29 protein-coding genes are annotated in these 23,692 nt (G+C 38.8%); 26 read left to right on the top strand and 3 right to left on the bottom strand.

The annotated features are described in order from the left end of the window. The first annotated feature begins 134 nt into the window (after window positions 1-134). Window positions 135-632, top strand: a complete 498-nt coding sequence (locus tag M3210_RS17205) for a GyrI-like domain-containing protein (RefSeq protein WP_251516979.1) — start codon at window positions 135-137, stop codon at window positions 630-632. Between the two features lie 87 nt (window positions 633-719). Here M3210_RS17205 and M3210_RS17200 read toward each other — a convergent pair whose 3' ends face one another. Continuing rightward, window positions 720-1,469 (bottom strand): GNAT family N-acetyltransferase, encoded by a 750-nt coding sequence (locus M3210_RS17200; protein WP_251516977.1) that lies wholly within the window; start codon window positions 1,467-1,469, stop codon window positions 720-722. A 430-nt stretch (window positions 1,470-1,899) separates the two neighbouring features. Here M3210_RS17200 and M3210_RS17195 point away from each other — a divergent pair, with 430 nt between their 5' ends. The 4 genes from M3210_RS17195 to M3210_RS17180 all read left to right on the top strand — a co-directional run bounded on the left by M3210_RS17195 (window position 1,900) and on the right by M3210_RS17180 (window position 4,843). Beyond that, a complete protein-coding gene (locus tag M3210_RS17195; RefSeq protein WP_379596432.1) occupies window positions 1,900-3,375 on the top strand; it encodes an MDR family MFS transporter in 1,476 nt (491 codons plus the stop codon). A 141-nt stretch (window positions 3,376-3,516) separates the two neighbouring features. Next, window positions 3,517-3,729, top strand: a complete 213-nt coding sequence (locus tag M3210_RS17190; protein ID WP_251516975.1) for a hypothetical protein — start codon at window positions 3,517-3,519, stop codon at window positions 3,727-3,729. Window position 3,730: 1 nt separating this feature from the next. Beyond that, window positions 3,731-4,534 carry a serine hydrolase gene (locus M3210_RS17185; protein WP_251516973.1) on the top strand — a complete coding sequence of 268 codons (804 nt, stop codon included), beginning with the start codon at window positions 3,731-3,733 and terminating at the stop codon, window positions 4,532-4,534. 54 nt (window positions 4,535-4,588) lie between these two features. Then, the gene (locus tag M3210_RS17180; protein WP_251516971.1) at window positions 4,589-4,843 is read left to right on the top strand and encodes a histidine kinase; all 255 of its coding nucleotides are present in this window, start codon (window positions 4,589-4,591) and stop codon (window positions 4,841-4,843) included. 89 nt (window positions 4,844-4,932) lie between these two features. Here the strand turns inward: M3210_RS17180 and M3210_RS17175 are convergent, their stop codons facing one another. Then, on the bottom strand, window positions 4,933-5,499 hold the full coding sequence (locus M3210_RS17175; protein WP_251516969.1) for a DinB family protein: 567 nt from the start codon (window positions 5,497-5,499) through the stop codon (window positions 4,933-4,935). 159 nt (window positions 5,500-5,658) lie between these two features. Here M3210_RS17175 and M3210_RS17170 point away from each other — a divergent pair, with 159 nt between their 5' ends. The 10 genes from M3210_RS17170 to M3210_RS17125 all read left to right on the top strand — a co-directional run bounded on the left by M3210_RS17170 (window position 5,659) and on the right by M3210_RS17125 (window position 12,059). Next, window positions 5,659-6,546: a serine hydrolase gene (locus M3210_RS17170; RefSeq protein WP_251516967.1), complete on the top strand. Its 888-nt coding sequence runs from the start codon at window positions 5,659-5,661 to the stop codon at window positions 6,544-6,546. Between the two features lie 24 nt (window positions 6,547-6,570). Next, window positions 6,571-7,314 carry a class I SAM-dependent methyltransferase gene (locus tag M3210_RS17165; protein ID WP_251516965.1) on the top strand — a complete coding sequence of 248 codons (744 nt, stop codon included), beginning with the start codon at window positions 6,571-6,573 and terminating at the stop codon, window positions 7,312-7,314. A 29-nt stretch (window positions 7,315-7,343) separates the two neighbouring features. After that, window positions 7,344-7,709, top strand: coding sequence for a DUF1801 domain-containing protein (locus M3210_RS17160; RefSeq protein WP_251516963.1), 366 nt, complete (start codon window positions 7,344-7,346; stop codon window positions 7,707-7,709). Window positions 7,710-7,928: 219 nt separating this feature from the next. Then, entirely contained in the window at window positions 7,929-8,249 is a 321-nt protein-coding gene (locus tag M3210_RS17155) for an ArsR/SmtB family transcription factor (protein ID WP_251516961.1), read from the top strand. A 3-nt stretch (window positions 8,250-8,252) separates the two neighbouring features. Continuing rightward, complete coding sequence (locus M3210_RS17150; RefSeq protein WP_251516959.1) at window positions 8,253-8,642, top strand: SRPBCC family protein; 390 nt, start codon at window positions 8,253-8,255, stop codon at window positions 8,640-8,642. Window positions 8,643-8,667: 25 nt separating this feature from the next. Further along, window positions 8,668-9,375, top strand: a complete 708-nt coding sequence (locus tag M3210_RS17145) for an FAD-dependent oxidoreductase (protein ID WP_251516957.1) — start codon at window positions 8,668-8,670, stop codon at window positions 9,373-9,375. 137 nt (window positions 9,376-9,512) lie between these two features. Next, window positions 9,513-9,884: a hypothetical protein gene (locus tag M3210_RS17140; protein WP_251516955.1), complete on the top strand. Its 372-nt coding sequence runs from the start codon at window positions 9,513-9,515 to the stop codon at window positions 9,882-9,884. Further along, window positions 9,871-10,392: an RNA polymerase sigma factor gene (locus tag M3210_RS17135; protein ID WP_251516953.1), complete on the top strand. Its 522-nt coding sequence runs from the start codon at window positions 9,871-9,873 to the stop codon at window positions 10,390-10,392. Before M3210_RS17140 ends, M3210_RS17135 begins: the two co-directional genes overlap by 14 nt. Beyond that, on the top strand, window positions 10,389-10,625 hold the full coding sequence (locus M3210_RS17130; RefSeq protein ID WP_251516951.1) for a hypothetical protein: 237 nt from the start codon (window positions 10,389-10,391) through the stop codon (window positions 10,623-10,625). The genes M3210_RS17135 and M3210_RS17130 overlap by 4 nt, the downstream gene beginning before the upstream one ends. A 156-nt stretch (window positions 10,626-10,781) precedes the next feature. Beyond that, window positions 10,782-12,059, top strand: a complete 1,278-nt coding sequence (locus M3210_RS17125; protein ID WP_251516949.1) for a cation:dicarboxylate symporter family transporter — start codon at window positions 10,782-10,784, stop codon at window positions 12,057-12,059. Between the two features lie 124 nt (window positions 12,060-12,183). Here M3210_RS17125 and M3210_RS17120 read toward each other — a convergent pair whose 3' ends face one another. Continuing rightward, the gene (locus M3210_RS17120; RefSeq protein WP_251516945.1) at window positions 12,184-12,501 is read right to left on the bottom strand and encodes a MerR family transcriptional regulator; all 318 of its coding nucleotides are present in this window, start codon (window positions 12,499-12,501) and stop codon (window positions 12,184-12,186) included. Between the two features lie 379 nt (window positions 12,502-12,880). On the opposite strand from M3210_RS17120, the gene dppA reads away from it, so the two are divergent. The 11 genes from dppA to M3210_RS17065 all read left to right on the top strand — a co-directional run bounded on the left by dppA (window position 12,881) and on the right by M3210_RS17065 (window position 23,470). After that, a complete protein-coding gene (gene dppA, locus M3210_RS17115; protein ID WP_251516943.1) occupies window positions 12,881-13,705 on the top strand; it encodes a D-aminopeptidase DppA in 825 nt (274 codons plus the stop codon). A 58-nt stretch (window positions 13,706-13,763) separates the two neighbouring features. After that, on the top strand, window positions 13,764-14,696 hold the full coding sequence (locus M3210_RS17110; protein WP_251516941.1) for an ABC transporter permease: 933 nt from the start codon (window positions 13,764-13,766) through the stop codon (window positions 14,694-14,696). A gap of 1 nt (window position 14,697) precedes the next feature. Then, window positions 14,698-15,651, top strand: coding sequence for an ABC transporter permease (locus M3210_RS17105; protein WP_251516939.1), 954 nt, complete (start codon window positions 14,698-14,700; stop codon window positions 15,649-15,651). A gap of 8 nt (window positions 15,652-15,659) precedes the next feature. After that, complete coding sequence (locus M3210_RS17100; protein WP_251516936.1) at window positions 15,660-16,661, top strand: ABC transporter ATP-binding protein; 1,002 nt, start codon at window positions 15,660-15,662, stop codon at window positions 16,659-16,661. Between the two features lie 17 nt (window positions 16,662-16,678). Next, window positions 16,679-18,343, top strand: coding sequence for a peptide ABC transporter substrate-binding protein (locus M3210_RS17095; protein WP_251516933.1), 1,665 nt, complete (start codon window positions 16,679-16,681; stop codon window positions 18,341-18,343). 92 nt (window positions 18,344-18,435) lie between these two features. After that, window positions 18,436-19,353 (top strand): S66 peptidase family protein, encoded by a 918-nt coding sequence (locus tag M3210_RS17090; RefSeq protein WP_251516930.1) that lies wholly within the window; start codon window positions 18,436-18,438, stop codon window positions 19,351-19,353. A 24-nt stretch (window positions 19,354-19,377) separates the two neighbouring features. After that, entirely contained in the window at window positions 19,378-20,319 is a 942-nt protein-coding gene (locus M3210_RS17085) for a C40 family peptidase (RefSeq protein WP_251516927.1), read from the top strand. Between the two features lie 2 nt (window positions 20,320-20,321). After that, window positions 20,322-21,332, top strand: a complete 1,011-nt coding sequence (locus M3210_RS17080) for an ABC transporter ATP-binding protein (protein WP_251516924.1) — start codon at window positions 20,322-20,324, stop codon at window positions 21,330-21,332. Between the two features lie 153 nt (window positions 21,333-21,485). Next, window positions 21,486-22,031, top strand: a complete 546-nt coding sequence (locus M3210_RS17075) for a histidine phosphatase family protein (RefSeq protein WP_251516921.1) — start codon at window positions 21,486-21,488, stop codon at window positions 22,029-22,031. Between the two features lie 195 nt (window positions 22,032-22,226). Then, window positions 22,227-22,595: an iron chaperone gene (locus M3210_RS17070; protein ID WP_251516918.1), complete on the top strand. Its 369-nt coding sequence runs from the start codon at window positions 22,227-22,229 to the stop codon at window positions 22,593-22,595. Window positions 22,596-22,618: 23 nt separating this feature from the next. Then, the gene (locus M3210_RS17065) at window positions 22,619-23,470 is read left to right on the top strand and encodes an ABC transporter ATP-binding protein (RefSeq protein ID WP_251516915.1); all 852 of its coding nucleotides are present in this window, start codon (window positions 22,619-22,621) and stop codon (window positions 23,468-23,470) included. Window positions 23,471-23,692: the final 222 nt, after the last annotated feature.

Here is a 23,692-nt window from a genome sequence, read left to right as displayed (position 1 = left end):
CAAATGATCCTAAGACCATTATCTAGGAATATCCCAGAGCGTCCAAGTCATTTGACATATCAACAGGTTGATTAACAAGGGAAATAATAGGCGGAAACTAAGTGCCTAAACATAATATACGAGGAGGAATTTCTATGGAATTCAAAATTGAAAAGAGAGAGAAGTTTAACATTGTCGGTGTATCGAAAAGAGTGCCGATCCAATTTGAAGGGGAAAATCAGGCGATTATGGAGTTGGCCCAATCCATAACCGAAAAGCAAAGAAAGCAAATGCGTGAGTTAGCTGATTTGGAACCTCATCATGTATTGAATGTCTCTTATGACTTTGACGAGGACTATTTGGAGGAAAAGGGTTATCTTACGCATATGATAGGTTTTGCAACTACTAAGGATAATCCATATGATGATTTGGAGCAGATTACAATTGAGGAAAGCTTATGGGCAATTTTTCCGAATGAAGGTCCATTTCCTCAAACACTTCAAGAGACACATGCAAAAATATACGGCGAATGGCTGCAAACGGCAGATTATGAACCAACAGACCTACCAGGATTTTCTTTTACAAAGCATAATGGGAATCAGGACAAAGTGTATAGTGAAATTTGGATGCCAGTAAAGAAAAAGCAAAGATGACAGTTATGTTTTATAAGTACAATCTCTTCGAAAGTTAGAGGATAAAATCTAACTTTCGAAGTCTTTTATATGAGGATGTTGTCTTCATCAGTCTAAATAATGTCTCATCCAAACATTGGGTTCCGTATAAACGCCTCTATTTGCCGATTTATCTATATATAATGGAGCTAAACCGTCATCTATAACATACCTCCCTGTAGAAGGGAATTTCATATCCGTCCACTCTTCCCATAACTCGATGGGGGCTGGAATAACCATGGATTTTTCTGCTACTTTAATGATGGAAGCGCCAAGTTTAAAATGTGTTCTGATCCAAGGATCAAAAGGTGTACCGTCCTCTCTTTTCCAGCCAATGTATTCTTCCATTGGGATGAGTGGGTATTTGGATTTTAAAGAAGGGCGAACAGGAGCTACCATATTTTTAAAATTTCCTTTGATCGCTAAATCTCTCATTTCCTTCACCATGATGCGACTCAACCCTTTATTCCTATGTTGTGGGTGAATGACGATTGCTATAGCTGACAGTGTATTTGGTTGTTTATTTGTATCATAATCTAAGGTGCCTTTTTCAAACACTCCATCCCATCCTGTTGGCAAACTATCTGTATGACCATCCCATTGAAAAGGAATGGAATTTCCGCAAGCGATTGCTTTCGATTCCTCGTCTAAGAGAATAAACTGAAATCCAGGAAAACGAGAAAGTAATTTATCCCAATATTTTGCCGAGATGGGGCTCTCTCTCATAAATTTGACCCAACCAATGCTGTGTAATTTATTTAATTCCTCTTTTAAATCTGGACGCTCTTTTAATGTAACTGAGGTATAATTATTAACCATTTAAATAGCCCCTTTTTTATAAATTAAATGAACCAGTATTTATTAATTCAATATCGGTTTTTATTTTCCTTCTCTAGGGATCAATCCTTTTGTTATTACTATTATGCTTTCTTATAATCACTATGAAATAATTTAAAAAAGATATTGTAATCAGCATGTACATTTGCTATGATTGATTCCGGCAATTACAGAATGGAGGTTTTCTTGGTGACAGCATCAATCAGATTACGCTTTAGAAGATTTTTAGCTAATTAAATACAATGAAACTCTGTCTACGGGCAGAGAACGGGATTGATCTGTCTATTTTTAAGGAAACCAATATTTGCGGTTATTTTTAAAAGAGGGATACTTCCCTCTTTTTTGTGTTTAATGAATGAATTCAATCTCCGTTAAATATACTAAAGTTGAAATTAGAAAACGAGGTAAAATCATGACAAAATCAAATGAAGAAAAATATGAGTTTTTATCAGAAAATCCCAATGTTAAAACGGTGCCGATTATGGCTGCTCTTATCATTGGTGCATTTTTTGCGATTTTAAATGAAACACTACTAAACATTGCGCTAACAACTTTAATGGATGAGTTTGGAATTACCTTGCCTACCGTACAATGGGTGGCAACTGGATTCATGTTGATGATGGGAATTGTAATCCCTATATCTCCATTATTCATGCAATGGTTTACGACGAGGCAATTATTTATTGGAACGATGACGGTCTTTACAATTGGAACGGCGATTGCAGCAATGGCCCCTACATTTTCTATATTGTTGACCGGTCGTTTGATACAAGCGATAGGAACCGGGCTGTTAATGCCGGTTATATTCAATGTATTCCTGCTAATCTACCCACCAGAAAAACGAGGTAAAATCATGGGGATAGTCGGCTTAGTCATTATGTTTGCCCCTGCGATAGGGCCTACACTATCTGGAGTTATTGTCGACTACTTGGGATGGAGATTCCTTTTTATATCAGTACTGCCGTTCGCAGTGTTTTCTGTTCTTTTCTCACTTAAATTTTTAGTGAATGTATCCGAAGTGACGAAGCCTAAAATTGATTGGCTATCGATTATATTCTCAACCATAGGTTTTGGTGCAACGATTTACGGATTTAGTTCCGTAGGTGAAAGTGAAGCTGGTTTCTTATCTCCCGATGTTCTCTTTTTCATTATTATCGGAGTAGCTGGAATTACTTTATTTGCAGTTAGACAGTTTAAGCTTAATGAACCATTAATGGACTTGAGAGTCTTTAAATTACCAATGTTTACACACGCGGTAATCATGTTTGTCATTATTGTTATGACAATGTTTGCCTCCGAGCTGATCTTGCCGGTATTTATGCAAGGTCCAATGGCTCTTGCACCCGCAGTTGCTGGGATGTTGCTGCTGCCGGGCAGTATTTTAAATGGGATAATGAGTCCATTTATGGGTGCTTTATTTGATAAAGTGGGACCGCGAGTAATGATGATTCCGGCCACAATCGTACTTGCTGGGACTATGTTTATGTTTAGCAGGATGACTGCGGACACACCAACTTGGGTAATCATCGTCGGTTTCATGTTGATTATGCTTAGTGTCTCCGCAACGATGATGCCAGCAGAAACAAATGGACTGAATCAGCTGCCAAAAAGGTTATATCCACATGGTACGGCAGTGATGTCAGCATTACAGCCATTGAGTGGAGCCATTGGGGTCTCCGTATTTATCAGTATTTTAAACGCTAAACAAGCTAGTTATTTATCGGGTGTTACAGATCCAACGTCGCCGCAAGTCATGTCACAAGCGATGGTTGTTGCGGTGGAACATGTTTACTTTATTATTTTTATTATTACACTTGTTGCCGTAGTTCTATCATTTATCGTATATCGTGCAAAGCCTGTTAATGAAGACGTCCCTGCTGAAGGATAAGAAATATATTTGAATTCTAAAAAGAACAGAATGACTTCCATTCTGTTCTTTTTTTATACCTTTAGCCAGATGGATGATAATGTATTATTTATTCTGTATACTATAGAAAAAAGAATATTTATTATATTTTGAGGGATATGTATGAGAAACAAATGGCAATTGATATTTCAAACATTAATCTTTATTGGTGTCATACCGATAACATTGGCAGGCCTCAATATTTGGAGAGAGTATATTGGACCTTATGTATATTGGTTCGCAGCCCTGCTTTGGATTGGCTTGATTGGTGATTCTATCATCAAAAGATTGGAAAGAAGAAAAAATATGATGATCAATAATAAAGGAGAGCCATAAATTGTTGGAGTTGACACAACAGATTACCGATATTACGGGAAAAGCTGGAGGCAGTTGGGGAATTTCTCTATTTGATTTAAATAATGAGGAATCTTGGGGGCAAAATGAACATCGGCCATTCTACGCTGCGAGCATCATTAAAATACCAATTATGATTGCGGTATTTGCGGCAGCAGAACGGAAGGAAGTTAACCTGAAAGATACACTGATATTGGAGCAGGAAGATATCGTCGGTGGTTGCGGTGTCCTCCAACATATGACTCCAGGTATTCGTTTGACCATCGAAGATCTTGTTACTTTAATGATCATCCAGAGTGATAATACAGCGACCAATATGCTGATTGATTTCCTTGGAGCTCAGGAAATCCAGCAAACGATGAAAGATATTGGATTAAGGCAGAGCAATTTTTTCCATAAAATGATGATAGGACAGAGGGACAGTCGACGGATGAATGTAGTTACCGCTGACGAAATGACAGTAATGCTTAAAAACTTGTATCATGGCAGAATTGTATCTGAGTATGCATCGAGCCAGATGCTTCAGATTCTCAAGAAGCAACAAATCCGGGATTCCCTTCCATCAAAAATTCGTCATCTAGATAAAGCTACGGGCAATTTACATTGGGAATTGGCGAACAAGACAGGAAATGTTCCAGGAATACGGCATGATATTGGATTATTCTCTGTTGGTGAACGAGTAATTGCGGTGTCTGTATTGTCAGAGGGGGCGGATGATTTTACTTCAGCCGGAACAATTGGTGAAATTGGACTGATGATTCATAAATACCTAGCTCAAAGCCTGTGAAATTATTAATCTCTTTTGGTAGCGCAGAAAATAATGATTAGGAGAAACTATGAGATGGAAAAAATCAAATGGATGTTATATATAGGTGCATTATTATTGATTGGGATTCCAATGTTATTTGTTTTCACAGAGAGTGTGACATTCAGTTCCTTTGTCCGTCATATGCTGATCGGCTCTTCAATTGGATTATTAATTGCAGGATTGGTCATTAACGCCCATCAAAAGCGAAAAGCGAATAAAAGTTTTACTGTAGATATTGGTATCGCAATCGGATTATTACTAGTATTAGTGTTCAGGTTGGCTGGATGAACTACTAGTAAACATTGAATAATTAAAGATCCATTTTGACAATATGAATCAAGATGGATCTTTTTATTTCGCAAAACTTCTATTAGAGTTTACTTTTCGTTTAATGTTATAGAATCAAGCTGCTTTTCAATGTTGCGAAAATGGTGTGCTTCGTGAATGGCCAGAAGCTGAACGGCTTGAATCAGATTGGGATGATGAGCTACCGGATCAGGAAAAATAATATGTCCAGCCGTCTCTTCATTTATCTCTGCCACCATTGTTTCTATCTTCCATGTTTCCTTATAGATTAGTTGGTTCAACCCTTTAAAATTCCATTGACGTGATATGTTTTTTGGTGGATCTAAAATAAATGGAGCCTTCATGCCCCTATTCTTCTTCTCCTTATATTCTTTATATATATCATGTATTTCCGTTTCAAATGGTTTATGCTTTTTTATTTGAGCAAATAGAATGGTAGATGGTATCAGAAACTTTGCTGCGATACGTAACATTTTAGTTATCAAATATAAATGGTACAGCGTTTCTCCGATTGACCATTTATCTGCTTGAGGCCTCTTCCATAACTCATCTTGTGACAAGTTTTTGATTCTAGGAAAAATCATATTACGCTGCTGCTCAAGTGTTTTAAAATGTCGGCCAAGACTGTGTGATCTCATATTGCCCTCCTGATTTTGAATAAAGTGATGTTTCGCAAACGCATTATTATTTAACTAATCTGATTTTACCATAATTTCTCTCCCCTTGAAGGAGAAGCAACTATTTTGTTGAATATATGAAATAGCAGATTAGTGAATTTCGAATGAGGAAGTGAGCATGTGAAATTACAGGAGAAAGTCGAAGAGATATTAAGAGCAAGAGATGCAACCTTTGGTATCTCAATAAAAAATTTGCAAACGAATGAAGAAGTGAATATCAATGAAGATCAATTATTTCAAATGGCAAGTGTATTTAAAATACCTATCTTGCTTACTTTATTTGATCAAGTGTATGCAGGAAAGATCGATTTGACAAAACGGATCAAGATTACGAAGAAAGATTATGTCCCTGGTTCCGGGGTCATTCAAGAAATGGATCCGGGAATTGAGGTTACAGTCAAAGATTTGGCTACCCTGATGATTATAGTGAGCGATAACTTGGCAACAGATAAGATTTATCATATGATCGGCCCAGTAGCAATTGAGAAAAAGATGCGGGAAATCGGTCTAGACAACATTAAAATTAAGCATTCTTGTTGGGAACTTTTATCGTTAACGGTCGGGATGGAGCCAAAAGCATATACTGATGAAAGGTTTGCTGAGTTGCATAAGCGGTTGTATTCGGATGAAAAGTTTGGAGATGATTATGTGCTGCGGGTCGATAAGGAAAATAACCTATGCACCCCGAAAGAAATGACTTCTTTATTGGAAATGATCGCCAATGGTGAATTTGTTTCTGAAGAATGCTCTGAACGTATATTAGATATTATGTTCCGACAGCAATTAACCCAACGAATTCCGGGGCGTCTACCATTTGGCGTTAAAGTCGCAAATAAGACAGGAACAATCAATTCTGCAGTAAATGACGCCGGTATCGTTTATTTGCCGGATAATAAGGGAGCATTTGTGATCAGTGTTTTCTCGCAAGGTAATGAGGAAGTGTATAGCGGAGCTGAAACGATAGCCCAAATATCCAAAGCAGCTTTTGATTATTTTTTAAGGGTATGAATGAGTTAGTAAAGAGGGGAAACAATGAAACAAAATAAGTACGATAACGAACTATTCTTTTCTGAGTATAAAAAAATGTCGAGATCAGTTGATGGACTTGAAGGTGCCGGAGAGTGGCCGATTTTTAAAGAATTGCTCCCGGATTTCAATCATAAAACTGTTCTTGACCTAGGGTGTGGATTCGGATGGCATTGCAGATATGCACGCGAACAACATGCAACTCAGGTCATTGGTGTAGATCTATCTGAAAAAATGCTGAAAACAGCCCGTAATTATACTAATGATCCATTGATTACGTATCTTAGGATGCCGATAGAGGATATTCATTTTAAAGAAGAACAATTTGATGTAGTGATTAGTTCATTGGCTTTTCACTATATAAAAGATTTTCGAAACATCTGTGATAAAGTTTACCAATATTTGAAGCCTGGAGGTTCTTTTATTTTCTCTGTTGAACATCCTATTTTTACTGCACGCGCAGAACAAGATTGGTATTACGATGAAGAAGGAGTTCGTTTACATTGGCCGGTTGATCATTACCAATCAGAGGGAATGAGGGAGACTCTTTTTTTAACGGAAAATGTAGTCAAGTATCATCGGACATTATCCAGTTATATGAATGATGTCATTCAAGCTGGCTTTAATATAAAGGCAGTAAAGGAATCGCTGGCAACGGAGGAAATGCTGCAAGATAGCCCGGAAATGAAGGACGAAAACCGGAGGCCGATGTTTCTGATTATGTCTGCTGAGAAGGTTAATGGAGAGTAAAATTGAACATCAAATAAAGGAGTCGTGCTATGACTGATTCAGGAAGAAAAATTCAAGAGGTTGACCAGTATATTGCTGAATTGCCAGAAGATATACAGGCAATTACAGAATCATTAAGGGAGATGATCCTAAATACCTCATCAGAACTTAAAGAAGAATACAAGTGGTCCATGCCAAATTATTCGTATAAGGGCTTAGTTTGCTATCTGCAGGCTAGTAAAAAGCATGTGAATCTTGGTTTTCAAAAAGGTAACGAGCTGGAGGCAATAGTTGATTGTGATATACTGCAAGGAACCGGTAAAACGATGAGGCATGTGAGAATAAAATCATTGGATGAGATTAATCCGGAATTATTCACCGTCCTTATACAAGCTGCAATACAATTGAATGAATAGAAGTAAAGAGTGGTTATGTTGGTAACCACTCTTTTATTTTTTAAGTTCTCAGTGTGATTTTTAATAGGGAAATAAGGAAGAATAAAGGATGGGCGGAAGCAAATGTAAGGGTCAATTTATTACATTTGGTAATAAAAGGGGTTTGACTAGACACCAATTGGTGTCGTATAATGATATGGTACCAAATGGTGTCATAATCTCTGCAAAGGGGTGGAAGTGTTGAGTAAAACCGAACAAAAACGGGATGTTTTCTTTGCAATTGCAGATCCATCTAGGCGGAAACTAATTCGAATACTTGCTGATGCGGATGAGCTCCCCCTTCACGAAATAACTGCAAAGTTTGAGATGGGACGGACTGCTGTTTCTAAACACTTGACGATCCTTAAAGAAGCCGATTTAGTGAGGAATCGAAAAATCGGCAGGGAAACAAGGTATCAGTTAAATCCAGGTCCACTGGAGGAAGTCAAAGACTGGTTAGCATATTATGAGAAGTTCTGGATTGAAAGAGCTGCAATCTTAAAAAATATATTGGAGGATTAAATTATGGCAGATATATCATTAGATTTTCAATTTCAAAGTCCTATTCAAAAGGTTTGGGATGCATTAACAAAATCAGACACGCTTGCAAAATGGGTGATGGAAAATAATTTTAAACCTGAGGTAGGTTATAAATGCCAATTCTGGAATAAGGAAATTGACCTCGTAGTAGAAAGTGAAGTATTGGTGGTGGAAGAGCCGAATAAATTATCTTACACATGGATCGGTGGGCCAATAGATACCGTTGTCACCTGGACTTTAAAACAGGAAGGTGAAACTACATATGTACACCTTGACCATGCCGGATTCGATAAAGAAGATTATGCGTACAAAGGAGCAAAAAGTGGTTGGGCTTACAAGGTTGAAGTGCTTAAAAGAGCTCTTGAGGAAATGTAATTTATAAGCATTAGGAGGTTAATGGATGGGTTTTTTTAAAGATGCAATAGCGGTATTTAAAAAAAGAGATATTCAGTTTATGGAGAGTTATCAAGAAACAGAGGACGTATATACATTTAAGTTTAGAAAACCAACTGATTTAACTTGGGATGCGGGACAGCATGGTTTATTTCAAATTACGCATAAGAAGATAAAAAATGGTACACGCCCATTTACTATAGCATCAGCGCCTGCAGAGAACTTCATTCAGATAACGACGAGAGTTACTGAGCAGCCAAGTGACTTCAAAAAATCACTGCTGGAATTAGAGGATGGTATGACAATTAGGATGAGCGGGCCTGTGGGCTCCTTTTATTTAGATGAAAGCAGCCCAACACTCTTCATTGCTGGTGGAGTTGGTGTTACACCGTATCGATCGATATTAAAGCAGATTGAAGCAGAGGGTAGCTCAAATTCAAAGCAAATAAAATTACTTTACATGGATAGTGGTGGAATATACCTATTTAAAGATGAACTTGATAAAATGGCTGAGAATTATCCAATCGATGTTACATATCTTGATTCTAAGGATGGATTACATCGGGGGATAAGTGAGTTTATAAATGAAAATCAGGACAATGGAAGATACTTCATCGCAGGTCCGAAGTCTATGGTCGACGCTGTTTCTAGTCATTTACAAGAAGAGAATATCCCTAAAAGAAATATAAAGAAGGATGCCTTCTTTGGTTATTAGCAGCTTTTTCAGGGAGTATATAAGAAATTGGTCATTTAGAATTAAACCCTAGATGACCTTTTTTTAAATCTTATCGAACCTTTTAATCCGTTCCATTGTATAAGTTAGTAAAAGAACGAAAAGGAGCTTGATTAGTAATGGGGATTGGCTGGATTATCGGTATCATAGTGGGAGCAGTTCTGGGAACAATTTTTGCAATTGCAATTGGGACCATGAACAAGAAAGTTGTCCGCAATAAACTGGGGAATATAGACTTTAGTAAATCAGACATATATTTCCGTTGGACGAGGTGGGATTATGTGATAATAGTCGCCGCAGTTTATACCTTTTTATGCATAACTGGTCTATTACTGTTTCTGATCCGAGGTGATAACTTTGAAAGTCCATGGATTCAATTTTTCATCCAGCAAACATTTTTGTTTTCTTTACTCACATTCGTTTGGTTTATAACAAGGATTGCATATATTTTTAAAGGAATAAAAGAGCGGTGGTCCGATGAGTTCGAATAAAGAAGTTATTCCCATCGCTGAGAATAAAGATGCTTATTCATTAGAAGTACTTTTTGTGACCTATAAAACCCCTATTTATCACTTTGTGTATAGATACTGCCAAGATGAACAGCTCAGTTTAGATATTGTTCAGGATACGTTTATCCGTTTCTCGAAATATCAGAACAGCTTTGATGGAGAAAAATCCAATATTAAAACTTATTTATTTCGGATGGCTTATCAGCTTATGATTAACCGATTGAAAAGACGTGATCGTCTGCATAAATTACTGCCCTTTTTGTATATTCAAAACCAAAAACAGATTGTTTCATCTGAGGATAGAATTTCTATACAAGAAGCAATCCAGCAACTTCCTACTGATCAGCGGGCAGTAATCATTTTAACTTACTATCATGATTTATCGCAAAAAGATATTTCATTGATACTGGAAATCCCTGTAGGAACTGTCAAATCACGTCTACATGCTGCATTAAAGAAACTGAGAAAGTTATTGGAGGTTGACGAATGAGTAAAAAGGATATTCCCAAAGAGCTTAATGATAGATTGGCAGAATTCAAAGTGGAAGTACCGGAAATTCCATTAAAAAGAAGTAAGATGGAACGATTTGCAAATTGGATTTATGCTCCGGCAAAGGATCCACTAGAAGCGCTCGGTATAAAGGAGAATTCGCTTCCGAAGCTAATCGGGTACCCGTTTGTTATCTTATTAATTTTGTTTGCGATGCCGATACTTTTCATTTGAATTAAGATTAATTCACAGAAGAGTGTTGAATAATTACCTAGATTGTAGTATATTTACAAAGTGCGTAGATAACATGCGCCTCTCTAAACTTTTTTAGAGAGGCGCATGTTATCTGTTGCAATTATAGCTTTAAGCGAGAAATAAGAGGTGACTTCTATGAATAAAAAGAAAAAATTTCCTTTAGCATATCAGATTCTTGTTGGACTAGTCCTCGGGATTATCGTTGGGGCTATTTTTTATGGTAATCCTGCAGTAGAAACATATCTGCAGCCACTTGGTACCATTTTTATAAATATGATTAAAATGATTGTTGTTCCAATCATTGTTTCTACATTGATCGTTGGGGTTGCCGGCGCTGGTGATTTAAAACAATTAGGGAAACTTGGCGCTAAAACGATGATTTACTTCCAAGTTGTTTCTTTAGTAGCTATCGTAGTCGGTCTATCTGCCGCGAACATTTTCCAGCCTGGTGCTGGCATTGATATGTCTACCCTATCGAAAACGGACATCAATGATTATGTGCAAACAACGGAAGATGTACAAAATGAAGGTGTTATGGACGTTATTGTAGGTATCGTTCCAAGTAATATCATCCAGTCGATGGCCGAAGGGGATATGCTTCCGATTATTTTCTTCTCGGTACTATTCGGATTAGGTGTTGCAGCTATCGGTGAAAAAGGAAAGCCAGTTCTGGCGTTTTTCCAAGGAACTGCCGATGCAATGTTTTGGGTGACTAATTTTATTATGAAGTTCGCTCCGTTTGGGGTATTTGGTTTAATCGGTGTATCTGTATCTAAGTTTGGTTTGGAGTCATTGATTCCGCTTGGTAAATTAATGATCCTTGTATATGCAGCAATGATCTTCTTTGTTGTCGTCGTACTCGGAGGGATTGCTAAAATTGTAGGATCCAGTATGTTTAACATCATTAGAGTATTGAAAGATGAATTGATCTTAGCGTATTCTACTTCAAGCTCTGAAACTGTGCTTCCGAAACTGATGGAAAAATTAGAGAAAACGGGAAGCCCTAGAGATATTGTCTCGTTTGTTATTCCAACAGGTTACTCATTTAATCTTGATGGTTCTACACTATACCAAGCGATTGCTGCTATTTTCATTGCGCAATTGTATGGGATTGATTTGAGCATCATGGAGCAAGTTACATTAGTCTTAGTATTGATGATCACTTCCAATGGTATTGCCGGTGTACCTGGTGTTTCCTTCGTTGTTCTATTGGCTACACTTGGAACAGTCGGTATTCCGCTTGAAGGTTTAGCCTTTATTGCTGGTGTTGATAGACTTCTCGATATGGGACGAACAGTTGTAAATGTACTTGGAAATGCACTGGCTGCCGTAGTTATGTCAAAAACAAGTGGCAGGTTTGATATAGAGAAACGTGACCGTTATCTTGCAGAACTTAAAAAAGTAGCAGTATAACACAAGGTTGGTTTTTCGTTCTACAAAAAGTATAGTAATTACTATAGAAGAACAGCAAAAAACACCGTTCGTGATTCGAACGGTGTTATATTTTTTAATTTAACAAGATACATAGTGTCATATATCAAGAATGATTTTCGAGCTTCTGAAATTCTGCATTTAGTTGCTGTATTTGATTCTTCACTTTTCTTGCAGCGGCATCCAGTGTAAAGCCTTCTTTTAACAATTCATTAATTAAAATAATCTTTTTTATATTTATATAATCAAATCTCCTGGTGGTTCCTTCTCCATCATGATCAGAAGTAATGATTCCTTTTTCTTCCCAATAACGGATTTTCCTAGTTGGTACTCCAGTGATTTCAGATACTTCCCCAATAGCTACAATTAGTTTTTTTAAAAAAGAAACGTCCACAAAAGAATCCGCTTCTTGATTGTTTTCCATGCTTTTCCCTCCAGTAATGCTATGTCACTATCTTACAATAATAATAGAATATTTACAAATATTAAATGACGATTTTTGACTACGTTTGCTGATTAATTACAATTCCGGTATAAAAAGTACATAAGAGGAGAGACAATCCTTATATTTATGGGTTAGTAAACGAAATAATGAAGAAAGTTTTGTTAAAATACTATATCTCTATTAAATCCAAATAATTCTAATTGATAAAATTATCTTGTAATTATTACTAATATTAGTTACAATATTTACAATTAAATAATAAATGGTTGGAAGTGCGTGGTTCTGTATTTTACAATCTTTGGAATACCTCCAAATAACGACATTTAGCAAATCAATTTACTATTAAAGGAGAAAAGACATGAAGCTATATTTATCAGTCGATATGGAAGGAATATCGGGTTTACCTGACCAAACATTTGTTAGCGCTTCCATGGGAAACTATGAACGAGCGCGAAAAATAATGACACAGGAGGCGAATTATGTTATTGAGGCTGCCTTTAACAACGGATGCAGTGACGTACTGGTTAATGATAGCCACTCAAAAATGAATAACCTTTTAATTGATGAGCTTCACCCAGACGCACAACTCATATCAGGTGGAGTTAAAAAGTATTCGATGGTTCATGGAATTGATGAAGGATATGCTGGTGCAATGTTTATTGGCTATCATTCCAGAGCTGGAATGCCTGGTGTGATGTCCCACTCCATGATACATATGATCCGTAATATTTATGTAGATGACTTGCTCGTTGGAGAGATTGGCATGAATGCTCTGGTTTCGGGTTACCATGGAGTGCCAGTTCTTTTAGTCTCCGGGGATGACGAAACGGCGAAAGAAGCGAAGGCTCTTATTCCAAATGTAACTACTGCTGTCGTTAAGGAGGCGGTCTCCAGATCAACAACAAAAAGTTTAACTCCTAAGAAAGCTGGTGAGCTATTACAGAAGAAAGTTAAACAGGCACTTGAAAACAGACAACATGTAAAGCCGTTGGTACCACCTGAAAATCCAACGTTAAAAGTGGAGTTTGTAAATTTTGGCGCAGCAGAGCTTGCGCACATGATGCCTGGGACAAAAATTATTCCGGGAACAACCATTGTCGAGTTTAAAGCAAAAGACATGCTGGAGGCATACCGGGCGTTTCTCGTAATGATTGAGCTTGCCCACGGCACTCAATATGCATAATTCAAGATACATAAGCAACTCGCATGCATAAGTGAAATCAATACAGGAGTTGGAATCTATGCTCAAATACATATTAAAAAAACTATTGATCATGTTATTCACCCTTTGGATCATCATTACGTTGACTTTTGTGTTGATGGTATCGGTACCTGGATCTCCGTTTAATAGTGAAAGCAGCTCGAATGAAATCGTACAGCAAAATCTGGAAAAGCATTATAACCTAGATAAACCGATGCATATTCAGTACCTGCTTTATTTAAAATCAGTGGTTACCTTTGACTTTGGTCCGTCGATTAAACAACCAAATCAAACGGTGAATGATTTACTTGGAAGAGGCTTTCCGATTTCAGCGGAACTTGGAATCGTCACAATTATCGTTGCCCTAATATCAGGCATCACTTTAGGTATCCTGGCGGCACTCAGGCATAATCGGATCATTGATTATGCTGCGATGGCAATTGCTGTACTTGGTATTTCAATACCGAACTTTATTCTGGCAACATTATTAATTCAACAACTGTCAGTAAACTGGGGAATTTTCCCGGTAGCGACTTGGAAAAGTTGGAGTCATATGGTATTGCCGGTACTTGCTCTAGCAACTGGTCCAATGGCGATTATCGCAAGGCTCACCCGTTCTACCATGTTGGAAGTGTTGACACAGGATTACATTAAAATGGCACGGGCGAAAGGACTGGCCCCTTGGAAGATTATTGTGAAACATGCACTCCGGAACGCTCTCATGCCAGTTGTCACCATCATGGGGACATTATTTGTCGGAATCATGACAGGATCCTTTGTTATTGAACAAATCTTTGCCATCCCTGGGATGGGGAAATATTTCGTGGAAAGTATCAACCATAGGGACTTCCCGGTGATTATGGGAACAACTGTCTTTTATAGTTCTTTTCTGATCATCATGCTTTTCTTGGTTGACATTGCTTATGGAATATTGGATCCACGTATTAAAGTGAACAACAAGGAGGGGGATTAATATGGAAATCAAACAAGTTCCCCCACAGGTAACGAAAGAAAATATACCGGATGAATGGTTTACACCGCGGGAAAAAAATAAAAATGAACAAGAACGCTTAGCGAGACCATCTCTTTCTTATTGGAAGGACGCTTGGCGAAGATTAAGCAAGAATTACTTGGCAATGTCCGGCTTAGTGTTCATCGTGATTTTAATTTTTATGGCGATTTTTGGCCCGATTCTTTCACCTTATGAAGCAAGTACTGGAGTATTATCCATGCAGTATCAGCCGCCTTCTGCTGAACATTGGTTTGGTACCGATAATGCAGGCCGTGATGTGTTCACCAGAACGTGGGAAGGTGCTAGAATATCTCTATTTGTCGGTTTTATGGCAGCATTAATTGATGTCACGATAGGTATTATTTGGGGTGGAATTTCCGGGTACAAAGGCGGCCGTACAGATAACGTCATGATGCGTATCATTGAGATATTGTACGGTATTCCTTATTTATTAGTAGTCATTTTATTACTTGTTGTTTTAGGCCCAAGCTTAATGACCATCATTATTGCTTTAACCGTGACGGGTTGGGTCGGTATGGCGAGGATCGTTCGTGGGCAAGTCATGCAAATCAAGAACTATGAATATATTCTTGCATCGAAAGCGTTTGGGACGAAGACTTCACGAATTATTCGTAGAGGGCTGCTTCCGAATTCGATGGGCCCAATCATTGTGCAAATGACTTTAACGGTACCATCCGCCATCTTTGCTGAAGCATTCCTTAGTTTTATCGGACTCGGAATCTCTTCACCGAATGCAAGTTGGGGAGTTATGGCAAATGATTCATTAGGTGCCATTCTTTCAGGGAATTGGTGGACATTATTCTTTCCAGCGTTTTTCATTTCACTGACGATGTTTGCTTTTAACGTATTGGGTGACGGATTACAGGATGCTTTAGATCCGAAATTACGAAAGTAGGTGATGGGATGGAGAAAATACTTGAAGTAACTGATCTGCACGTCACCTTCGCAACTTATGGCGGGACTGTCCAAGCAGTAAGGGGTGTAGACTTTCATCTTAATAAAGGAGAGACTTTAGCCATTGTAGGGGAATCGGGATGCGGAAAAAGTGTAACAGTGAATGCAATTATGCGATTGATTCCCAATCCGCCCGGTAGAATCACAAATGGAAAAATTCTTTTCAAAGGTCAGGACCTGACAAAATTGAAAGAGAAGAAAATGCGATCTATTCGGGGTGTAGATATATCGATGATTTTCCAAGACCCTATGACGGCGCTTAACCCGACATTAACAATTGGAAATCAATTGATGGAAGGGTTGAAACAACATCATGATGTAACAGATAAGGAAGCGAAACGGCGTGCCTTAGAAATGCTGGATTTAGTTGGAATACCTAATCCTGAAGAACGTTTGAAACAGTATCCTCACCAGTTTAGTGGGGGGATGAGGCAACGGATTGTAATAGCAATCGCGCTCATTTGTGAACCAGAATTACTCATCGCTGATGAGCCGACAACAGCGCTTGATGTAACCATCCAGGCGCAGATTCTAGAATTGTTCGAGAGGATTCAAGAAGTGACAGGTGTATCCATCATATTGATTACCCATGACTTAGGTGTAGTTGCAAAAATCGCCGATCGGGTCGCTGTCATGTATGCAGGTAAGATTATAGAGACCGGGATGAAACGGGAGATTTTTTACCGCCCGCAACATCCATATACGAAAGGTTTGCTTGAATCTGTGCCCCGATTGGATACAAAAGGAAAGTTGCAGCCAATCGAGGGGACGCCACCTGATTTATTCTCACCTCCAACTGGTTGTCCATTTACAGCTAGATGTCCTTTCGCTATGGAGGTGTGTGATAAAGTATACCCGGAATCTACTGCAATGAGTGATTCCCACACGGTGAATTGCTGGCTGCAGGATGAACGGGCAAAAAAAGTATTGGCCACGATGGCCACAAATTAAAGACAAGGGGGATTTGAATGAAAAAGCTTCTCTATTTACTATTGGCAGGTTGTATCGTCTTTTTTCTAGCGGCATGTACTGCTTCAGAGGATGCAGGTGAAGACACGGGAACAGAGAATGAAGTGGAAGCTGAAGAAGGGGAAACTGACAGTACTGAAAGCGAGTCAGCGACTGATGGAAAAGTACTTCGAATCAATAATGGAACTGAGCCGACATCCTTAGACCCATCCATCGGCTTTGATGCTGTATCTTGGGACCCACTAAACAACTTGATGGAAGGGTTGACCCGTTTAGATACGGAACATCAAGCAGGCCCTGGAGCGGCTGAAAGCTGGGATGTTTCAGAGGATGGTTTAACGTATACGTTCCATCTAAGAGAAGATGCGAATTGGTCTAATGGAGATCCGGTTGTAGCGGCAGATTTTGAGCATGCATGGAAATATATGCTTGATCCTGAAACTGCTTCTCCTGCTGCATTTTTAGCCTATTTCATTGAAGGGGCAGAGGCTTATAACAGTGGAGAAGGTTCCGTTGACGATGTTAAAGTTACAGCAGTCGATGAAAAAACTTTAGAAGTTGTCTTAGAAGCACCGACTGGTTTCTTCCTTGATCTATTAACCAACCCGGCATTCTTCCCTATCAACCATAAAGTTGCCGAAGAGAATCCAGATTGGCATGCTGAAGCAAATACATTCGTAGGAAATGGTCCGTTTAAGTTGGATTCTTGGAACCATGACGAAGAAATGGTATTAGTGAAAAACGAACATTATTGGGATGCTGATGCAGTGAAACTGGATCAAGTCCATATTGCGATGATCAATGACTCGAACACGCAGTATCAAATGTTTGAAGCAGGAGAACTTGATACAGCAAGCATTCCAGCAGAATTATCAGATCAGTTGATAGATGGAGACAATGTGTTTATTGGTCCTTATGGAGGATTGGAGTTCTTCCGTTTCAATATCGAGATGGAACCGTTCCAAAATAAGAAAATCCGTCAGGCGTTCTCGCACGCCATCAACCGTGATGATATTGCAGAGTTTGTTGTTAAAAACGGGGTAGAGCCGGCATATGGATTTATTAACCCAGGTTATACAAGCCCTACTGGAGAAGATTTCCGTGAGGCTAATGGCGATCTTGTTTCCTTTGATCCAGAAAAAGCAAAACAGTTACTCGAGGAAGGGATGGCAGAAGAAGGCTATGATGAGCTGCCACCAATCACTCTGACATACAATACAAGCGATACGAATAAAGCAGTTGCTGAAGCAATTCACGGTATGTTTAAAGAGCATTTGGATGTAGAAGTCAAACTTGAGAATCTGGAATGGAATGTTTTTGCAGAAGCACAGCAAGCGCTTGAATTACAATTTTCTCGCAGCTCTTTCATCAACGACTACAATGATCCTGTGAACTTCCTTGAGAGCTTCGTTACAGATTCCTATATGAACCGTACCGGCTTCTCAAGTCCTGAATATGATGAACTGATATCTAAAGGGAAGACAGAAGTTGACGAGGAAAAACGTTGGGAGTATCTGTATGAAGCAGAAAAAATGCTTGCAGATGAAATGATCGCAACACCATTACGTTACTACAATACGGTTGTCCTTGAAGCAGAAGGTGTCGAAGGGATTCTTCGTCATCCAGTTGGATACTTTGATTTGAAATATGCGGATAAGAATTAAACCGGTTTGAGTACTGTTGAATGATTCTTGGAGGAATGGCTCATCGGATAAGATGGGCCATTCCGTATATACATAGAAGGAAGGTTCTACATATGTTATTGCCAAAAGCGTTGGAGCGAGGGGATACGATTGGTATCATTGCCCCTGCTAGTCCTCCAGATCGGAAACGACTTGAAGCTGCTATTTCTTTTTTCACTGACCTTGGTCTAAAGGTGAAGCTTGGGAAGAATATTAATAAAGTATATGGTTATTTGGCTGGAAACGATGATGAACGGTTGGACGACTTTCATCAAATGGTGGCAGATGACGGAATTAAAGCGATTGTCTTTGCTTGCGGTGGCTATGGAACTGCAAGAATCGCTTCCAGGTTAGATTATGAATTGATTAAGCAACATTCTAAAATCATCTGGGGATATAGTGATATAACATATTTACATACAGCTATCCGACAAAAAACTGGGCTTGTTACTTTCCATGGGCCGATGCTCAGTTCTGATATTGCTGATTCGGATTTTGATCCACTGTCAGCTGCATCTTTTCAACAATTATTTAAACCTACAATACTACAATACAATGAAACAATCTCCAACTTAGAAGTTCTGGTTGAAGGAAAAGCAACAGGGGAGCTAGTTGGTGGAAATCTGACATTACTTATCAGCACATTAGGTACAGAATTTGAAATACAAACGAAGGGAAAGGTACTTCTTTTGGAAGATATAGACGAACAGCCTTATAGGATTGATTCGATGTTGAATCAGTTGACTCTCACCGGCAAGCTGGAAGAAGCCGCTGGGGTGATCATCGGCCCATTTACCAATGCCGAACCAAAAAAGAAACCATCTCTCAGTCTAGAAATAATTTTGCGGCATTATTTGGAGAACTTATCTATTCCTGTTTTGAGCGGATTCAAGATTGGTCATTGTAATCCACATTTTGGTGTCCCTCTTGGTGTTGAAGCCACAATAGATTCTCAAGCCAAAACTTTATCCATTATGCCGGGGGTTAATTGAGGGTTTTTGAAAGGAGAGGTATATTTGTTCAAACATTCATTTCCATTGCCAGAAACATTTCACGTATCTAGTGTCCAGGTTGCAACAATCTGGACAGAACCGGAATCCCCGAGACTGATCGATGAATTGGCTACGGGAAATCCTACGGACATAAAACGGTGGCTGGAAGAGTTATCAAAGGAAGAAAAATTGGCATTAATCAGCGAAGACCGTATTCAGACTCAAATTCTATATGGAGAAGCAGTAGTCGTTACAGAGGTGAGAGGGGATTGGGCACAAGTTTATGTTCCGAGCCAGCCTTCTAGAAAAGATAAAAGAGGATATCCAGGATGGGTCCCTTTATCCCAGTTAAAACAAGTAAGCCGGAAGACGTGGTTCCAGCCAGAGATGGCGGCAGTTAAGCTGGAATCGGTATGGTTGGAGAACGAAGCAGGAGAAAAACTCATCCATCTCAGTTATATGACTTGCTTACCGGTACAAAATGTGGGAGCTGATCGAGTGGAGGTAGCCACGCCACAGGGGAAAGGTTATTTGCCAAAAGAAGCGGTTGAGTTATTCCTGACAGAGGATGGCGGGGAGAGAAAACCCGGGCAAAGCATTATCGATTCGGCTGCGAAGTTTATCGGTCTCGAATATCTTTGGGGAGGGATGAGCGCCTTCGGGTATGACTGTTCTGGATTTACTTACGGAATGCATAAAGCTAATGGTTATCAGATTAGTAGAGATGCATCCGATCAGGCGGAGGGTGGAAAAGATGTTTCGCTCGATGAATTAATGCCAGGTGACTTGCTGTTTTTTGCTAAAGGAAAGGCAAGGATTCACCATGTTGGAATTTATTATGGAGACGGAAAAATGCTCCATGCACCTTCTACGGGCAAGGGAATTGAGATTGTGAGTCTGGCAGGAACCAAACATGAACAACAGTTATGCAGCGCAAGACGATATTGGGATGTGGGAGAGAAGTGAGAATGACAGAAGAAAAAATACTAGAAATCAATCACTTGAAGAAGCATTTTGATCTGGGTAAGAATCAACTATTAAAAGCAGTTGATGGAGTAACCTTTCATATTCGTAGAGGAGAAACCTTTGGACTCGTCGGTGAATCAGGTTGTGGTAAATCCACCATTGGACGCACCATTATTGGACTCTATAATAAAACGGAGGGTGATGTTTGGTTCAATGGGCGTAATGTTCATGAACTAAGTGAGAAGGAACTATTTAAGCTTCGTCGGGAAATGCAAATGATTTTTCAAGATCCCTATGCTTCACTAAATCCAAGGTCCACTGTTCGTGAAATCATATCAGAGCCGATGGAAGTTCATCAGCTCTATAAAAACAAGAAAGAACAAGATGAACGTGTATATGAATTGCTGGAAGAGGTTGGTCTGAATCGGGATCATGCCAACCGTTATCCTCATGAATTTAGTGGTGGTCAGCGTCAACGAATTGGGATTGCGAGGGCTTTAGCGTTGGGCCCGGATTTCATCATTGCAGATGAACCGATTTCTGCACTAGATGTTTCGGTTCAGGCGCAAGTCGTCAATTTATTGAAACAGTTGCAAGAAGAAAAAGGACTTACTTTTCTTTTTATCGCTCATGATTTATCGATGGTAAAGCAAATCTCAGATCGTATCGGAGTCATGTACCTTGGTAACATGGTGGAGTTGACGGAAAGCGAGATGTTGTATGAAAAACCGCTTCACCCGTATACTCAAGCATTACTTTCGGCAATTCCAATACCTGATCCGGATATTGAGGAAAAACGGGAACGGATCATTTTAGAAGGAGATCTTCCAAGTCCGATAAATCCACCGAGCGGTTGTGTATTTCGAACCCGTTGTCCATTTGCAATGGAAGTATGCAGCAAGGAGAAGCCCGAGTGGCAAGAGGTGGAAAATAACCATTTCGTCGCTTGTCATCTTTATAATAAAAATGTGAAGAACACCTTAGACAAGGACCCGGTTGTAAACATCAGGTAATTGATGAGAACAATTATGATGTACTTTTCCTACTGACATAATTCTTTGCAACAGCAGTATTTCTTATCATAATAAAAGTTAACCCTGTTTATAGGCAGGGTTTTTTACTTGATGTGCACTTGAATTTATATTCCTGTAAAATAGGAGGCACTTATGACTAAAAATATTTATATTGTGCGGCATGCTGAAGCAGAAGGACAGGATCCTCAAGCAAAACTAACCGAAAGAGGTTTAAAGCAAGCAGGTATATTAGCTGATTTTCTCTCAAATGTAAAGGTTGAGCGCATCATTTCCAGTCCTTACGTCCGAGCAATTGAAACGATGAGACCCTTTGCTGAGAGAAATAATTTAAATATTGAATTGGACGACCGATTAACGGAACGAGTCCTTAGCACCCAATATTTCTCTGACTGGATGGATAAACTAGAAGCGACATTCTTTGATATGGATTTGAAGTATAAAGGCGGAGAGTCCAGCCATGAGGCGCAAAGCCGGATTGTAGAGCTTTTCAAAGAGGTGTTGGAGAGCGATTACACAAATACATTGATTGTTGCTCATGGTGGCATCATTTCGTTATTATTAAATTACTGTGATGGAGAGTTTGGTTTTGAGAATTGGAAACAATTGAGCAATCCAGATGTGTTTTTAATAACTGGTTTAAATGATTCATATCAATATAAACGGTTATGGAATGATTAACTTTTTATAGGAAAAGCTAATGACGATTTTTCATGTATTTAACGGGCTGTAATACTCACCATCTCTAAACATGCCGTAAGTCAAAATCCGAAGGTGGAGGACAAACAGCCCATTTTCTGATTATGTTTAACTAACATTTAGTGGGTGGGGGAGGGAAGCTTCACTAAATGACTTTATTTTAAAGGAGAAATATAAATGGATGTTTTCGCTGAATTTATTGCAGGAATCGGTGACTTAGCAAACCGTGAAAGAACAGAAGAAGTATTAAACTGGGTACAGACTAACTATCCCAACTTAGAAAAAGAAGTAAAATGGAATCAACCGATGTATACAGATCACGGTACATATATTATTGGCTTTAGTGTATCAAAAAAACATTTAGCTGTGGCACCTGAAAGTGTGGGAATTACCCATGTTGAAGAGGACATTAAAAGGGCCGGTTATGATTATACGAAAGAAATTATCCGAATTCCTTGGGATAAACCGGTTGATTATGAATTACTAGCGAAGATGATTGAATTTAATATTTGGGATAAGAAAAATACTAAAACCTTTTGGCGGTAGAAGTGACTGGGGGGAGGAGATTAGTGGGACAGCTTGTTCAAATTGAAAATATCAGTAAAGTATACCAACAAGTGGAAGTTTTAAACCGAATTTCACTAACCATTGACAAACAACAAATCATTGCCTTTTTAGGTGGTAATGGTGTAGGAAAAAGCACATTGCTGCGCATCATAGCAGGGATAGAAAGACCAACTTCTGGGAAATTCACTTATCGGGATAAAAAGATGAGCATCGGGTACGTTCCCGAGAGATTTCCTAAAGATATCCGCTTTACACCTGGTGAGTACTTGACATATATAGGAGAAATCAGCGGGTTGCCTGAAAGAGAGAGGCGCGAGACGATAGATGGTCTTATGCGGCGTTTTAAATTAAATGAGTACAATCATGAACGGGTGATGAATTTATCAAAAGGTAACATCCAAAAAGTTGGTATCATTCAAGGAGTCATGCGAAAACCAGATCTATTAATCTTGGATGAACCAATTTCTGGTCTTGATGCCGATTCACAGCAAGAGCTGGTGAAGTTAATGCAAGAGTTAAAAGAGGAGGGTACTACTATTCTTTTAACTTATCATGAAGCTGATTTATTTGAGAAGGTAGTTGATGTCGCATTTGATTTAACCGGTGGACGGCTTTCAAAAAAGGTTGCAGATGAAAAAGAAACATTGAAAAAAATAGAACTGGAACGAATCGATGAACAAGTTGTAATGATGTGGGAAGAAGTACGGAAATTGGAAAAGAAGAATGATAGCTTAGTGCTGCATGTCCATGCAAAAGACAGTGATACGGTACTTTATCGGATACTTAAGTTGAATGGTAGTGTCAGAAGTGTACATTACTACAAGGTACAGCAAAGTGAAGAGAAAATTGATTGAATGATAAGGAGAGGGTTTGATGAAGAGTCTAATCAAATACAGCTTGCATGGGGCTTGTCAAATAAAGTGTGTAAGTCCCCATTTACTCAAGGTATTTTAACACCCTATCTTTCAGTTCATCATGAAGAAGAAGCTGGTTCATCACCATGGCCCAGTTTTGAATACGGCCACCATCCCATTTGTTTTCAAGTTCTTTCACACGTAGATATAATACTTTCAAAA

Origin of the sequence: Oceanobacillus luteolus (assembly GCF_023715655.1) — a bacterium.
GTDB classification, from domain to species: Bacteria; Bacillota; Bacilli; order Bacillales; family Amphibacillaceae; genus Oceanobacillus; species Oceanobacillus luteolus.
This window is presented reverse-complemented; position numbering and strand designations above follow the sequence as displayed.